Origin of the sequence: Streptomyces gobitricini (genome assembly GCF_039532985.1) — a bacterium.
Classification (GTDB): Bacteria; Actinomycetota; Actinomycetes; order Streptomycetales; family Streptomycetaceae; genus Streptomyces; species Streptomyces gobitricini.
Genome location: NZ_BAAASR010000049.1, coordinates 227,408 through 241,713, shown reverse-complemented (window position 1 = coordinate 241,713; position 14,306 = coordinate 227,408). Strand labels below are relative to the sequence as shown.

The following is a 14,306-nucleotide window of genomic DNA, read 5'->3' as shown; positions in this document are numbered from 1 at the left end:
CGTCCGTGGGCGTGGCGCCGCCGGGGGCGCTGCCCGCCGCGTCCCGCAGGCGGGCGGCCGCCGTGAGCGCCGGGGCGGGGGAGTCGGCCGAGCGGAGCCGGACCAGGGCGGCGAGGCCGTGTGCGGCCCCACCGTGCGCGGTGGCCCCCCGGCGGCCGGCCCGCTGCCCGGCCGCCGTCACCGGATCCGCCGGCCGGGGCGCCCCCGGACCGCCCGCTCCCGGTCCGCCGTCGGATGCGCCCGTGCCCGGCTCCCGTACCGCCCACTCCGGCCACGGCACGGTGCACAGGGCCGCGACGCCGGGCGCCGTCCGGACCGAGGGCGTGTCGGCGCCCGGCCACGGGGTGACGCAGAGCAGGGCGTGCAGCCCCTCGGCGTCGGGGCCGAGCGCCGTACGGAGGGCGGCGAGGGCCATGTCGTACTGCCAGCCCGGCTCGGCCGTCAGCACGGCCCGCAGCTCGCGCGAGAGGTCCGCGTCCGCCCGCTCCTCGTCCGCCAGCAGCGCGCCGATCCGCTCGGTCACCTCCATGGCGGCCGTCAGCCGGTCGGGCGAAGGGCCCGGGTCGGCGTCGAGAAGCCAGACGTACCCGAGCACGATGCCCCGGTGCCGTACCGGGAGGCAGACGCGGCCGCGCAGGACGCCCGCGTCCGGGGCGGCCGGGATGCGGACCGGGCCGGTCGCCCGGGTGATGCCGAAGCCCTCGAACCAGGCCCGCACCGCGGGGGTGGACTTCCTCGTCAGGATCGAGCGCGTACGCACCGGGTCCATGGCGGTGTCGTCGTCGCTGTCGTGGGCGCCGAAGGCGATCAGCCCGAAGTCGCGGTTCTCCAGCGTCGCGGGGGCGCCCAGCAGCGCCGAGATCTCGTCGACCAGGTCCTGGTAATCGGCCTTCACCCGGACATTCTGCCACTGTCTCAGACATCTGTATGAGACGCGGGGCACGGATGCGTGACAGCTGTCGATGGCCGGGCATCGGAGCGATCCTTAGGTTTCACGGTGGTTATCCGTGCCGACAGGGATCAGTTCCCTCTCGGCCACCCTTCGATCCGTGTTCCGTGGAGGTGCCCGTGCTGGGTCCCGTGATCCTCGCCGCGTCGCGCAGCGACAAGATGCGCCGTTTCGTCTCTGCCGCCCCGGGCACCAAGCAGGTCGTCGGCCGGTTCATCGCCGGTGAGACGGTCGAGCAGGTCGTCCCGATCGTCCGGGAGACGACGGCCAGGGGCCTGGAGGTCACCCTGGACGTGGTCGGCGAGGACATCACCACCCGCGAGCAGGCCTTCGCCGCCCGTGATGCCTACCTGGAGCTCATCGAGCACCTGAAGGGGCTGGACCTCGGCGCCAGGGCCGAGATGTCGGTGAAGCTCTCGATGTTCGGCCAGGCGCTGGAAGGCGGCCACGAGCTGGCCCTCGCCAACGTCCGCCCGGTCGTCGAGGCCGCCGCCGCGATCGGCACCACGGTCACCCTGGACGCGGAGGACCACACCACCCTCGACTCGATGTTCGCCATCCACGAGGAGCTGCGGAAGGACTTCCCGCAGACCGGCTGCGTCATCCAGGCGTACCTCTTCCGCACCGAGGAGGACGCCCGCCGCCTCGCCGCGAACGGCAGCCGCGTGCGGATCGTGAAGGGCGCCTACAAGGAGCCGGCCTCCGTCGCGTACCAGGACAAGGCGGAGATCGACAAGGCGTACGTCCGGATCCTGAAGACCCTCATGGAGGGCGACGGCTACCCGATGATCGGGTCGCACGACCCGCGGCTCATCGCCATCAGCCAGGAGCTCGCGCGCCGTGCGGGGCGCAAACTGGATGAGTACGAGTTTCAGATGCTGTACGGGATCCGTGGCGACGAGCACGTGCGGCTCGCCGCCAAGGGCCACCGGATGCGCGTCTACACCGCGTACGGAACCGACTGGTACGGGTACTTCATGCGCCGTCTCGCGGAGAAGCCGGCCAACCTGCTGTTCTTCGTCCGCTCGATGATCACCAAGAACTGAAGGAGTTACGGAACTCATGGACGCTGTGACCCAGGTCCCCGCTCCGGTCAACGAGCCGGTCCACACCTACGCCCCCGGCTCGGCCGAGCGCACCCGCCTCGAGGCCAAGCTCAAGGAGCTGGCCGAGAACCCCATCGACCTCCCGATGACCATCGGCGGCGTCAAGCGGATGGGCGGCGGCGAGCGTGTGGACGTCGTGCAGCCGCACAACCACGCCAAGGTCCTCGGCACCTTCGCCGGCGCCACGCAGGCGGACGCGCAGGACGCGATCGACGCGGCGCTCGCCGCCGCCCCGGCGTGGCGCGCGATGTCCTTCGACGACCGCGCCGCGATCATCCTCCGCGCCGCCGAGCTGCTGGCCGGCCCCTGGCGCGAGACCATGGCCGCCTCGACCATGCTCGGCCAGTCCAAGACGGTCCAGCAGGCCGAGATCGACACCCCGTGCGAGCTCGTCGACTTCTGGCGCTTCAACGTCAAGTACGCCCGTGACCTGCTCGCCGAGCAGCCGCCGGCCAACGCCCCGGGTGTGTGGAACCGCCTCGACCACCGCCCGCTGGAGGGCTTCGTCTACGCGATCACGCCCTTCAACTTCACCGCCATCGCGGGCAACCTCCCCACCGCCCCGGCCCTGATGGGCAACGTGGTGGTGTGGAAGCCGTCCCCGACGCAGACCCACGCCGCCGTGCTGCTCATGGAGCTGCTGGAGGAGGCCGGCCTGCCCAAGGGCGTCATCAACCTGGTGACGGGCGACGGCATCGCCGTCTCCGAGGTGGCCCTGAACCACCCGGAACTCGCGGGCATCCACTTCACCGGTTCGACCAAGACCTTCCAGCACCTGTGGAAGACGGTCGGTGCCAACATCGAGAAGTACCGCGGCTACCCGCGCATCGTCGGCGAGACGGGCGGCAAGGACTTCGTCGTCGCGCACCCGAGTGCCGACCCCGCCGTCCTGAAGACCGCGCTGACCCGCGGCGCCTTCGAGTACCAGGGCCAGAAGTGCTCGGCGACCTCCCGCGCGTACATCCCGGCCTCGATCTGGAACTCCGGCTTCAAGGAGGAGTTCGCCACCGAGGTCGACGGCATCCGGATGGGTGACGTCACCGACCTGACGAACTTCATCGGCGCCGTGATCGACGAGCGGTCCTTCGCCAAGAACAAGGCCGCCATCGACCGGGCCAAGGCCGACCCGACGTGCACGATCGTCGCCGGTGGCACCTACGACGACTCGGTGGGCTACTTCGTCCGCCCGACCGTCGTCGAGTGCACCGACCCGGCCAACGAGGTCTTCACCACCGAGTACTTCGGCCCGTTCCTCGCGGTGTACGTCTACGAGGACGAGCAGTACGACGCGGTGCTGGAGCAGATGGAGGCCGTCTCGGCGTACGCCCTGACCGGCTCCGTCATCGCCCGCGACCGCGCCGCCGCCGCGTACACGATGGAGAAGCTGCGGTACGCCGCGGGCAACTTCTACATCAACGACAAGTCGACCGGCGCCGTCGTGGGCCAGCAGCCCTTCGGCGGTGGCCGCGCCTCCGGTACGAACGACAAGGCGGGCGCCCCGCAGAACCTGATGCGCTGGACGCTGACCCGCGCCATCAAGGAGACGCTGGTGCCGCCGACCGACTACACGTACCCGCACATGGGCTGACGCCCCCGGCCCTCGCGGGCCCCTGAGCGCCGCCCCCGTCCCGGCCCCCCACACCGGACGGGGGCGGTTCCCGTGCGCGCGGGCCCGTGTCCCCGTGCCCCGCGCCGCGTTGCCGGAAGGGACCCGGGACCCGGGACCCGGGACCCGGGACCCGGGACAGGACACCGGCGCGGGGCCGTGGCCGCACGGCACGGGTGAACGGCCGTCAGTTTGCCGGGGAGCTGAGCGGTTACCCGCACGGCATGACTGAGACGAACAAGACTTCGACGACCAAGACCGCATCGCGGGCCGGCACGGCGACCAAGGACCGGGCGCAGGACACCGCCAAGGGCGCGGGGAACACGGCGCAGGATGCCGCGAAGTCCGCGTCGCAGTCCGCACGCGGCGGCAAGGAGACGCTCGCCGGGATCGGCGGGGCGACCACGGAGAAGGCCAAGTCCGCCGCCAGGACGGTCCAGTCGGCCGTCAGCACGGCGGCCGGGCAGACCGTCGGCAAAGCGGGCGTGGCCTGGACGCTGGTGAAGGCCCGTAAGGTCGTCGCCGCGGGCGCGAGCGCCGGTGTGGCGACCGTGGTGGCGTCGTCGTACGCCCTCGGCCGCCGGGCGGGCCTGCGCCAGCGCGGCCCGCTGTCCCGCCTGACGGGCGGCCGGCTCTGACGGTGTGAACGGTACGGGGCGGGTGGTGGCCGGTTCTCCACCACCCGCCCCGTCGCCGCTGGAAGAGTGGGCCGCATGACCGACTCCTTGCGTACGGCTCACACCTACGAGCTGTCCCCCGCAGACCTCTCGGCGATACGGGCGATGCTGGACGCCGCGTTCGACGGGGGCTTCACCGACCAGGACTGGGACCACGGCCTCGGCGGCGTCCACGCCTATGTGGAGGACGAGCACGGCGTCGCCGCGCACGGCAGCGTGATCATGCGCCGGGTGGCGCAGGCGGGACGCTCGTACCGGATCGGGTACGTGGAGGCGGTCGCCGTCCGCGCCGACCGGCGCCGCCAGGGGCTGGGTGGCCGGGTGATGGCGGCGCTGGAGGAGGTCGTCGACGGCGCCTACGCGTTCGGCGCGCTGTCGGCGTCCGACGAGGGCGCGGAGTTGTACCGGGCGCGCGGCTGGCAGCTGTGGAACGGCCGCGTCGAGGCGTACGGCCCGGACGGGGTGGCGCACCTGCCGGAAGAGGAGGACTCCACGTACCTGCGCCCGTCGGCCGGCCGGCCGCTGCCCGCCGCCGACGCGGGCGCGCTGCTCTTCGACTGGCGCGACGGGGACGTCCTGTAGGCGCTCGGGTGGTTCGAGCCCGGCTCCACCGCCGCCCGTCTCAGATAGTAGGAAGTCCGAGTAATTGTGGAGACAGACGCTCCTTGACGGCTTAGCTTTGTAGAAGCCGAACGTCTCGCTCCATCAAGCGAACGGCGGACGAGAGCGCCGTGCCCCCGGCAGGCAACCCCTGCGGCCGCGCTCCCCGCCCCTTCCGGCGCCTCGAATCATTCTGATCTCAAGGAGTCGATCGTCATGGCCGCTGAGACCGCCGTTCGCCGCGTCCGTCACACCGCCCCCCGCCCCTCCGACACCGAGCGCCGGAACGCCGCCGCCGCGTTGCAGCGCGCCCTGGACCGGCGGGACAACGGCGGAGCCGCGGGGCAGCACGCCAACTGACCCGCCAGTCCATATTGTGGAACGTTCATGTCAGGCTCTGGGACGCGGAGTAGGGTGCGGACATGTCTCGCAGCATCAATCTCGCAGTGGTCCCCGGTGACGGCATCGGCCAGGAGGTCGTGGCCCAGGGCCTGAAGGTCCTTCGCTCCGTCCTCCCGCAGGATGTGAAGCTGGAGACCAAGGAGTACGACCTCGGTGCCCAGCGCTGGCACCGCACCGGGGAGACCCTCCCCGACGCGGAGCTCGAGTCCCTCAAGGGGCACGACGCCATCCTGCTCGGCGCGATCGGCGACCCCTCCGTCCCCTCCGGCGTACTGGAGCGCGGGCTGCTGCTCAAGCTGCGCTTCGCCTTCGACCACTACGTGAACCTGCGTCCGTCGAAGCTCTTCCCGAACACCGCCACGCCGCTGGCCGGCCGCCCCGACATCGACTTCGTCGTCGTCCGCGAGGGCACCGAGGGCCCGTACACCGGCAACGGCGGCTCGCTGCGCACCGGCACCCCGGCCGAGGTCGCCACCGAGGTCAGCGTCAACACGGCGTACGGCGTCGAGCGTGTCGTCCGTGACGCGTACGAGCGGGCCAACGCCCGCCCGCGCAAGAAGCTGACGCTGGTGCACAAGAACAACGTCCTCGTCTACGCCGGCCACATGTGGAAGAACATCTTCGACAAGGTCGGCGAGGAGTACCCCGAGGTCACCACCGACTACCTGCACGTCGACGCCGCGACGATCTTCTTCGTCACACAGCCCGAGCGCTTCGACGTCATCGTCACCGACAACCTCTTCGGCGACATCCTGACCGACCTCGCCGCTGCCGTGACCGGCGGCATCGGCCTGGCCGCGTCCGGCAACATCAACCCGACGGGCGAGTTCCCGTCGATGTTCGAGCCCGTCCACGGCTCCGCGCCCGACATCGCGGGCCAGGGCAAGGCCGACCCCACCGCGACCATCCTCTCCGTCGCTCTGCTCCTGCGTCACCTGGGCTACGAGGCCGAGGCCGTCCGCATCGAGGAGACGGTCGCCGCCGACCTGGCGGAGCGCGACGCCTCGGCGCCGCGTACGACGGACGAGATCGGCGACGCGCTCGCGGTACGCGTAGCGAGCTGACCCGCCGACTGAGGAACACCAGACACAGCCGCCGGGTCGCTCACGCACCCGGCGGCTTCTCCTGTGCGGCTCCGGGTGCCACCATCAACCCTGGACCGCACTCCTGCCGTTTCACTGCACCGGCCGCGCGCGCGATAATCGAACGCGGGGCCGCGGCATGCGGGAAAGCTCGGACGTCCTAGCAGGTGTAGCGGCGTGAGCGCGGTCCGTCACATACAACGGTGAAGGACACAGCACTCATGACGACGACGCCCACGATCGAGCTCAAGCCCTCCTCAAGCCCGCTGTCCGACGCGGAGCGCGAGGCGATCCTGGCCAACCCCGGTTTCGGCCGCCACTTCACCGACCACATGGTGACGATCAAGTGGACGGAGGGGCGCGGCTGGCACGACGCCCAGCTGACGCCGTACGCGCCGCTCTCGATGGACCCGGCGAACATGACCCTGCACTACGCGCAGGAGATCTTCGAGGGGCTGAAGGCCTACCGCCGCCCCGACGGCTCCATCTCGCTCTTCCGGCCCGAGGCCAACGCCGAGCGGTTCCAGATCTCCGCCAAGCGCCTCGCCATGCCGGAGCTGCCGGTCGAGACGTTCGTCGCCGCGTGCGACGCGCTGGTCGGGCAGGACCAGGCCTGGGTGCCGCCGCACGGTGGCGAGGAGTCGCTCTACCTGCGTCCCTTCATGATCGCCAATGAGGTCGGTCTGGGCGTCCGCCCGGCCAACGAGTACCTGTTCATCGTCATCGCCTCGCCGGCGGGCGCGTACTTCCCGGGCGGCGTGAAGCCCGTCTCGATCTGGCTCTCCGAGGACCGCGTCCGCGCCGTCCCCGGCGGCATCGGCTTCGCCAAGACCGGCGGCAACTACGCCGCGTCCCTGCTCGCCCAGGCCGAGGCCGCGGCGAAGGGCTGCGACCAGGTCGCCTACCTCGACGCGGTCGAGCACAAGTGGGTCGAGGAGCTCGGCGGCATGAACCTGTACTTCGTCTACGACAACAAGATCGTCACTCCCGAGCTCACCGGCTCCCTGCTCGCCGGCATCACCCGTGACTCGCTCCTCCGGCTCGCCCGTGACCTGGGGTACGAGGCCGAGGAGAGCCGCGTCTCCATCGACCAGTGGCAGCGGGACACCGAGAACGGCACGCTCAAGGAGGTCTTCGCCTGCGGCACCGCGGCCGTGATCACCCCCGTCGGCCGGGTCAAGTCGGCGAGCGGCGAGTGGACGCAGTCCGGCGGCGAGCCGGGCGAGGTCACGCTGAAGCTCCGCAGGACGCTGCTGGACATCCAGACCGGCGCGGCGCCGGACCCGCACGGCTGGACCCACAACATCGGCTGACGCCTGCCTGGCGGGGCCCGGTCCGGTGAGCGCCCGCTCCGGTGAGCGCCCCGGGACGTGGTGCGGCCCGGGTGGTGGGCCGATCCGGCCGCGCCCCCGGCCGCGGCGGCTCCGCGTCGCGGGCTCCCCGGCGCCCGCCCGCGGCCGGTGCGTCGGGCCCGGCAGCCCCGGGCGGGGGCGGAGGCGGGCGTCCTCCGGTCGTACGGAGCGCCCGCGCCCCCCGCTCGAGGGCGCGGGCGCTCCGCGTCGCCGCGCGTCAGGACGCGGCGGTCTCGGGTGCGGGCGCCGCGACGGCGTCCGGGGCGGAAGCCGGTGCGGAGGCCGGTGCGGAGGCCGGCCCGGAGGCCGGTGCCGAGGCCGGTGCGGAGGGCTTGGGGCCGGTCGTCAGTGCCGCGTACGCCACACCGCCCACCAGGCCGGACAGGATGAAACTGCAGTCGACGCCGCCGGTCAGCGACAGCAGGGGGCCTTCGTAGAGCGGCGTCGAGACGGCCGCCAGGCCCACGGCCGCGCCCACCGCCCAGGAAACCGTCGCACCGGGGTGCCAGCCGGCGCGGAACCAGTAGACCCCGCCCTTCGCCCGCCGGTTGAAGACCTGGAGGGCCTCGGGGTCGTAGTGGCCGCCGCACCGCACGTGACCCATCAGCGTGATGACCGCCCAAGGCGTGCCGATCGCGGTCAGCAGCAGCACGAACGACGTCATCGCCGACTGCGCGTCCCACGCGAAGTGGCCCGCGAACACGAACACCGTCGCGACGGCCGCCACCACCAGCGTGGCCGTGGCGCGCGTGGCGCGCGGCACGATCGCGTCCAGGTCCAGGCCCATCGAGTAGAGCATCAGCCCCGCGTTGCCGACCGATCCGGCGCTCGCCGCGACCAGCAGCGGGAGCAGGTACCAGGGCGCCGCCGTCTCGACCAGCGGCCCCGCGTAGTCCGCACCCGCCCGCGCCGCCAGTGCCGTGAACGTACCGAACAGCTGCGGCACCAGCAGGCCCGCGAACAGGCCCACGCACGTCGCCCGCCACACCGTGCGCGCATCGTGCCGCTCCGGTGAGACGTACCGGGTGTAGTCGCCGAGCAGGGTGATGAAGGCGACCGGCCCGCTCAGCCCCGCCGCCACGGCGGACAGCAGCCACGTGGGCCAGAAGGAGCCCAGCAGGTAGGGGGTGTCCGGCGGCGGCGCGGAGGTGAAGTCGCCGGCGTACGCGACGACGCCCAGCAGGAGCAGCAGTGTCATGCCGACCGCGAGGTACCGGCTGATCCGCAGCAGCAGCCGGTAGCCGAACACGGCGGCGACCACGGTGCAGCCGGCGAGCAGCACGTACACCAGGGTGTGCGCCACCGGGCCGGTCGGCACGTCGAAGAGCCGGGACAGCGTGCCGAGCATCACGTCGCCGCCGATCCAGAGCGTCAGCGCGGTGTAGCCGAGGGACAGCAGCAGGCCGACGACCGAGCCGACGAGCCTGCCGCGCACCCCGAAGAAGGCCCCGCTGGACGTCGACAGGTTCGTCGCCGTACGCAGCGAGACCAGCGCGAGCGGGGCGGTGACGGCGACGCCGACGACCGTCCCGGCCAGGACCGAGGTGACCGCGGGCCACAGTCCGAGCCCGAAGGACACCGGCAGCCAGCCGAAGACGATCACGCCGAGGCAGAGGTTGGAGCCCAGCAGGATCGAGACGAGGTCGCGCGGCCGGCTGGTGCGCTCCACCTCCGGGATCGTGTCGACTCCGCGCTGTTCAATCGGCATGGGCGCTCTCCGGGCTTCGCTCGGCGACATGGGGACGACTTTTAGAGTGACGCTCAATGTGACGGACGTGTGCTCGTCACGTCAATCCTTTCGCCGCCGGAATCTTATGGTTAGAGTGATACTCAAACAGGAGGTGTGGTGACGTGCGACTGACCCCCACGGAACGCGACCGGCTGCTGATCTTCGGCGCCGCCGAGCTCGCCCGGGCCCGCCGGGCCCGTGGCCTGAGGCTCAATGTCCCCGAGGCGACCGCCCTCATCGCGGACACCGTCTGCGAGGCGGCCCGCGACGGGCGGCGGCTCGCCGAGGCGATCGAACAGGCCCGCTCGGTCCTCGGCCCGGACGACGTCCTGCCGGGCGTCGCGGACGTCGTGACCGAGGTCCACGTGGAGGCCGTCTTCGACGACGGCTCCCGGCTCGCGGTGGTCGGCGACCCCATCGGCGGCACCGGCCGGGAAGGCGACGCCCCCGGCGCGCTGCTGCCCGGACCCGCGTACGCCGAGCAGGAGCCGGACACCACGCTGACCGTGCGGAACACCGCCGCCGTGCCGGTCAGCGTCACCTCGCACTTCCACTTCTTCGAGGCCAACCCGCGCCTGCGGTTCGACCGCGCCGCCGCCTACGGCATGCGGCTGTGCGTGCCCGCCGGCTCGTCCGTGCGTTTCGACCCGGGCGGCGAGGCCGAGGTGGGTCTCGTCCCGATCGGCGGCGCCCGCGTCGCGATCGGCTTCGCGGGCCTGGTCGACGGCCCGCTGGACGCGCCGGGCGCGAAGGCGGAAGCACTGCGCAGGGCCGCGGCCTGCGGCTACCTGGGAGCGGAGGACCACGCGTGATGGACCCCTACGAGTACGCGTCGGTGCACGGCCCCCGCGCGGGCGACCGCGTCCGCCTCGGTGACTCGGGCCTCACGGTCCGGGTCGAGTCGGACGCCCAGAAGCCCGGCGACGAGTTCCTGGCCGGCTTCGGCAAGACCGCCCGCGACGGACTGCACCTCAAGGCGGCGGCCGTCCGCGAGACCTGCGACGTGGTCATCAGCAACGTGCTGGTGATCGACGCCGTCCAGGGCATCCGCAAGGTGTCCGTCGGCATCCGCGAGGGCCGCGTCCACGCCATCGGCCGCGCCGGCAACCCCGACACCCTCGACGGCGTCGACGTCGTCGTCGGCACCGGGACGAGCATCGTCTCCGGCGAGGGCCTCATCGCCACCGCCGGAGCGGTCGACACCCACGTCCACCTGCTGTCGCCGCGCATCATGGAGGCCTCCCTCGCCTCCGGCGTCACCACGATCATCGGCCAGGAGTTCGGCCCGGTGTGGGGCGTCGGCGTCAACTCGCCCTGGGCACTGCGCCACGCGTTCAACGCCTTCGACGCCTGGCCGGTCAACATCGGCTTCCTCGGCCGCGGCTCCTCCTCCCACGACGCGCCGCTGATCGAGGCGCTCGCCGAGGGCGGGGCCTCCGGGTTCAAGGTCCACGAGGACATGGGCGCCCACACCCGCGCCCTCGACACCGCGCTGCGGGTCGCCGAGGAGTACGACGTGCAGGTCGCGCTCCACAGCGACGGCCTGAACGAGTGCCTGTCGGTGGAGGACACCCTCAAGGTGCTGGAGGGCCGGACCATCCACGCCTTCCACATCGAGGGCTGCGGCGGCGGTCACGTCCCCAACGTGCTGAAGATGGCGGGTGTCCCCAACGTCATCGGCTCGTCGACCAACCCCACCCTCCCCTTCGGCAGGGACGCGGTCGCGGAGCACTACGGAATGATCGTCTCCGTACACGACCTGAAGACCGACCTGCCCGGCGACGCGGCCATGGCCCGCGACCGGATCAGGGCCGGGACGATGGGCGCGGAGGACGTCCTGCACGACCTCGGCGCGATCGGTATCACGTCGTCGGACGCGCAGGGCATGGGAAGGGCCGGCGAGACCGTACGCCGGACCTTCGCCATGGCCGGGAAGATGAAGGCCGAGCTGGGCCCCCTGGAAGGCGACGGGGACGGTGACGACAACGCGCGCGTCCTGCGCTACATGGCCAAGCTGACCATCAACCCGGCGATCGCCCACGGCCTCGCGCACGAGGTCGGCTCGATCGAGGTCGGCAAGCTCGCCGACATCGTGCTGTGGCGGCCCGAGTTCTTCGGTGCCAAGCCGCAGCTCGTCCTCAAGTCGGGCTTCCCCGCCTACGGGGTCGTGGGCGACCCGAACGCCGCCACCGACACCTGCGAACCGCTCGTCCTCGGACCGCAGTTCGGCGCGTTCGGCGCGACGGCCGCCGACATCTCCGTGGCGTTCGTCTCCGGCGCCGCCGCCCAGGCGGGCAACGACCTGATGCCCACCCGCCGCCGCCGGGTCGCCGTGCGCGGCACGCGCGGCATCGGCCCCGGAGACCTGCTCCGCAACTCGCGCATCGGCCAGGTCGCGGTCGACGGCCGCACCGGACTCGTCACCCTCGACGGCGACCCGGTCCGCTCCGACCCGGCCGACTCCGTCTCCCTCAACCGCCTCTACTTCCTCTGAGGACACCCACCCCATGACGACCTTCCGCATGCCCGCCGAATGGGCCCCGCACGAGCGCACCTGGATGGCCTGGCCGGGGCCGAACCCGACCTTCACCAACGACGGCGAACTGCGCGAGGCCCGCGAGGCATGGGCGTCGGTCGCCCGCGCCGTACGCCGCTTCGAGCCGGTGACCGTCGTCCACGCCCCCGGCGACCAGGACTCCGCCCGTGAACTGCTCGGCCCGGACATCGACCTGGCCGAACGGGACCTGGACGACGCATGGATGCGCGACATCGGCCCCACCTTCGTCACCGACGGCCGGGAACTGGCCGCCGTGGACTGGGTGTTCAACGGCTGGGGCGCGGCGGACTGGGCGCGCTGGGAGCACGACTCGAAGATCGCCCGCCATGTCGCGGACCTCGCCGGAGTTGCCGTGCACAGCTCCCCGCTGGTCAACGAGGGCGGCGCCATCCACGTCGACGGCGAGGGCACGGTCCTGCTCACCGACACCGTCCAGCTCGGCCCCGAGCGCAACCCGGAGTGGACGCGCGAGCAGGTGGAGGCCGAGATCCACGCCAGGCTCGGCACCACCAAGGCGATCTGGCTGCCCCGCGGCCTGACCGGCGACTACGGCATGTACGGCACACGCGGCCACGTCGACATCGTCGCCGCCTTCGCCCGGCCCGGTGTCGTGGTCGCCCACACCCAGCCCGACCCGTCCCACCCCGACCACGAACTGTGCAAGGCCAACGTCGACCTGCTGCGCAAGCAGACCGACGCCAGGGGCCGCCGGCTGGAGGTCGTCGAGGTCCCGGCCCCCACGGTCCTCCAAGAGGACGGCGAGTGGGTCGACTACTCCTACATCAACCACTACCTCTGCAACGGCGGTGTGGTGCTGTGCGCCTTCGACGACCCGCGCGACGAGATCGCCGCGGGCATCTTCCGCCGCCTCTTCCCCGACCGCACGGTCACGCTGGTCGACGCGCGGACGATCTTCGCCGGCGGTGGCGGCATCCACTGCATCACCCAGCAGCAGCCGAAGGTCTGACGCCCCGCGACGCGGCCGGGGGCGCGGCGGCCCGCCCGGCCCCACCCCCGCACCCCGGCCGTCGCGGCTGGACGACCGGCGACCGCGCACAGGACGGATCAGGTAGAACATACGGGTGAACGTACTTCTCTGCGTGGCGTGCGGCCGACGTGTGACCGAGCCGGTCCGGCTCCTGCCCGAGGTCCCGGAACGCCCCGGCTACGACGGAACGCCGGGCGACGACGGCCGCCGGCACGCGCCCGCCACCCTGCCGCGCGGGACGTACGCCGTCGACCCCGAGCCGAGCGGGGCCCCGTTCGTGCCCCGCGAGGACCAGGACGAGGACACGTACGAGGGGGCCTATCCGGGCGGGCCGTGGATGAGCGAGGGGAGCGCGCTCCTCGTCGCCGCCGGCCCCCGGAACACCTACGTGCTCCACCCGGACGACGTCGTGGGGCTGGCCCCGCACCCGGACTCCGACCGCCTCGGCGGCTGCTGCGGCCCCACCGGGCACAACGGCGTCAACCGGGTCTGCGGGTGCGGCGCCGAGGTCGCCACCGACTTCGGCGACTGCTACGGACCGTACGAGATCCACTTCGACCCCGGCGCCGTGCGCCCGGGAGCCGCCGTATGACCCCGGCCGCCCGGCGGCGCAACAGCGCGCCGCCGAGGGAGGAACTGCTCGCCGCCGCCATGGCCACCATCGCCGAGCGCGGGCTCGACGGGCTGACCATGGCCGGGCTCGGCCGTGAGGTCGGGATGAGCAGCGGGCACCTCCTCTACTACTTCCGCACCAAGGACGAGCTGCTGCTCCAGACCCTGGAGTGGAGCGAGGGCCGCCTCGGCGCCGAGCGCAGCGCGCTGCTGTCACGACCGGCACCGGTGCGGGAGCGGCTCGGCGCGTACGTCGACCTGTACGTGCCCGACGGCCCGCGCGACCCCCACTGGACGCTCTGGCTGGAGGTCTGGAACCGCTCGCAGAACGCCGACGCCGACGCCCGCGCCCGCCAGGCCGCCATCGAGGGCGCCTGGCACCGCGACCTGGTCGCCCTCCTCGCCGAGGGCATCTCGCGGGGCGAACTGCGCCACGTGGACCCCGACCGCTTCGCGGCCCGCCTGCGCGCCCTGCTCGACGGCTTCAGCGTCCACGTGGCGGTCGGCATACCGGGTACGGGCCGTGCGGCGGTGCTCACCCACGTACGGGAGTTCATCGAGGACACCCTCGCCCCGACGGCCACCGACCCCGGGCCGCCCGCATCGTGAGACCCGGGTCCGACGGCGCTCCCAATTGTGGCAGACT

13 protein-coding genes and 1 pseudogene are annotated in these 14,306 nt (G+C 72.5%); 12 read left to right on the top strand and 2 right to left on the bottom strand.

All coding sequences use genetic code 11. The features are described from left to right. Window positions 1-895 (bottom strand): annotated as a pseudogene (locus tag ABD347_RS29485) (PucR family transcriptional regulator); the annotation flags it as partial. Window positions 896-1,068: 173 nt separating this feature from the next. On the opposite strand from ABD347_RS29485, the gene ABD347_RS29480 reads away from it, so the two are divergent. From ABD347_RS29480 to ABD347_RS29450, 7 genes are all read left to right on the top strand, one after another. After that, window positions 1,069-1,995: a proline dehydrogenase family protein gene (locus ABD347_RS29480; protein WP_344366904.1), complete on the top strand. Its 927-nt coding sequence runs from the start codon at window positions 1,069-1,071 to the stop codon at window positions 1,993-1,995. Window positions 1,996-2,011: 16 nt separating this feature from the next. Next, window positions 2,012-3,643: an L-glutamate gamma-semialdehyde dehydrogenase gene (gene pruA / locus ABD347_RS29475; RefSeq protein WP_344366902.1), complete on the top strand. Its 1,632-nt coding sequence runs from the start codon at window positions 2,012-2,014 to the stop codon at window positions 3,641-3,643. Window positions 3,644-3,885: 242 nt separating this feature from the next. After that, window positions 3,886-4,299: a hypothetical protein gene (locus tag ABD347_RS29470; RefSeq protein ID WP_344366901.1), complete on the top strand. Its 414-nt coding sequence runs from the start codon at window positions 3,886-3,888 to the stop codon at window positions 4,297-4,299. 75 nt (window positions 4,300-4,374) lie between these two features. Next, the gene (locus ABD347_RS29465) at window positions 4,375-4,920 is read left to right on the top strand and encodes a GNAT family N-acetyltransferase (RefSeq protein WP_344366899.1); all 546 of its coding nucleotides are present in this window, start codon (window positions 4,375-4,377) and stop codon (window positions 4,918-4,920) included. A 234-nt stretch (window positions 4,921-5,154) separates the two neighbouring features. After that, the gene (locus ABD347_RS29460) at window positions 5,155-5,298 is read left to right on the top strand and encodes a hypothetical protein (protein WP_344366897.1); all 144 of its coding nucleotides are present in this window, start codon (window positions 5,155-5,157) and stop codon (window positions 5,296-5,298) included. Window positions 5,299-5,360: 62 nt separating this feature from the next. Next, window positions 5,361-6,404: a 3-isopropylmalate dehydrogenase gene (locus ABD347_RS29455; RefSeq protein WP_344366895.1), complete on the top strand. Its 1,044-nt coding sequence runs from the start codon at window positions 5,361-5,363 to the stop codon at window positions 6,402-6,404. Between the two features lie 239 nt (window positions 6,405-6,643). Next, window positions 6,644-7,735 (top strand): branched-chain amino acid aminotransferase, encoded by a 1,092-nt coding sequence (locus ABD347_RS29450; protein WP_344366893.1) that lies wholly within the window; start codon window positions 6,644-6,646, stop codon window positions 7,733-7,735. Between the two features lie 256 nt (window positions 7,736-7,991). On the opposite strand, the gene ABD347_RS29445 is transcribed toward ABD347_RS29450, so the two are convergent. Then, window positions 7,992-9,482, bottom strand: a complete 1,491-nt coding sequence (locus ABD347_RS29445) for a cytosine permease (RefSeq protein ID WP_344366891.1) — start codon at window positions 9,480-9,482, stop codon at window positions 7,992-7,994. Between the two features lie 143 nt (window positions 9,483-9,625). On the opposite strand from ABD347_RS29445, the gene ureA reads away from it, so the two are divergent. The 5 genes from ureA to ABD347_RS29420 all read left to right on the top strand — a co-directional run bounded on the left by ureA (window position 9,626) and on the right by ABD347_RS29420 (window position 14,269). Then, a complete protein-coding gene (gene ureA / locus ABD347_RS29440) occupies window positions 9,626-10,315 on the top strand; it encodes an urease subunit gamma (RefSeq protein WP_344366890.1) in 690 nt (229 codons plus the stop codon). Then, entirely contained in the window at window positions 10,315-11,997 is a 1,683-nt protein-coding gene (locus tag ABD347_RS29435; protein WP_344366888.1) for an urease subunit alpha, read from the top strand. Before ureA ends, ABD347_RS29435 begins: the two co-directional genes overlap by 1 nt. A gap of 13 nt (window positions 11,998-12,010) precedes the next feature. Next, on the top strand, window positions 12,011-13,027 hold the full coding sequence (locus tag ABD347_RS29430; protein ID WP_344366886.1) for an agmatine deiminase family protein: 1,017 nt from the start codon (window positions 12,011-12,013) through the stop codon (window positions 13,025-13,027). Window positions 13,028-13,142: 115 nt separating this feature from the next. After that, window positions 13,143-13,640 carry a hypothetical protein gene (locus tag ABD347_RS29425; protein WP_344366884.1) on the top strand — a complete coding sequence of 166 codons (498 nt, stop codon included), beginning with the start codon at window positions 13,143-13,145 and terminating at the stop codon, window positions 13,638-13,640. Further along, window positions 13,637-14,269: a TetR/AcrR family transcriptional regulator gene (locus ABD347_RS29420; RefSeq protein ID WP_344366883.1), complete on the top strand. Its 633-nt coding sequence runs from the start codon at window positions 13,637-13,639 to the stop codon at window positions 14,267-14,269. Before ABD347_RS29425 ends, ABD347_RS29420 begins: the two co-directional genes overlap by 4 nt. Window positions 14,270-14,306 lie beyond the last annotated feature (37 nt).

Coding starts and splice junctions, on each gene's coding strand:
- pruA (WP_344366902.1), top strand. CDS start 2,012: ATGGACGCTGTGACCCAGGTCCCCGCTCCGGTCAACGAGCCGGTCCAC.
- ABD347_RS29470 (WP_344366901.1), top strand. CDS start 3,886: ATGACTGAGACGAACAAGACTTCGACGACCAAGACCGCATCGCGGGCC.
- ABD347_RS29465 (WP_344366899.1), top strand. CDS start 4,375: ATGACCGACTCCTTGCGTACGGCTCACACCTACGAGCTGTCCCCCGCA.
- ABD347_RS29460 (WP_344366897.1), top strand. CDS start 5,155: ATGGCCGCTGAGACCGCCGTTCGCCGCGTCCGTCACACCGCCCCCCGC.
- ABD347_RS29455 (WP_344366895.1), top strand. CDS start 5,361: ATGTCTCGCAGCATCAATCTCGCAGTGGTCCCCGGTGACGGCATCGGC.
- ABD347_RS29450 (WP_344366893.1), top strand. CDS start 6,644: ATGACGACGACGCCCACGATCGAGCTCAAGCCCTCCTCAAGCCCGCTG.
- ABD347_RS29445 (WP_344366891.1), bottom strand. CDS start 9,482: ATGCCGATTGAACAGCGCGGAGTCGACACGATCCCGGAGGTGGAGCGC.
- ABD347_RS29435 (WP_344366888.1), top strand. CDS start 10,315: ATGGACCCCTACGAGTACGCGTCGGTGCACGGCCCCCGCGCGGGCGAC.
- ABD347_RS29430 (WP_344366886.1), top strand. CDS start 12,011: ATGACGACCTTCCGCATGCCCGCCGAATGGGCCCCGCACGAGCGCACC.
- ABD347_RS29420 (WP_344366883.1), top strand. CDS start 13,637: ATGACCCCGGCCGCCCGGCGGCGCAACAGCGCGCCGCCGAGGGAGGAA.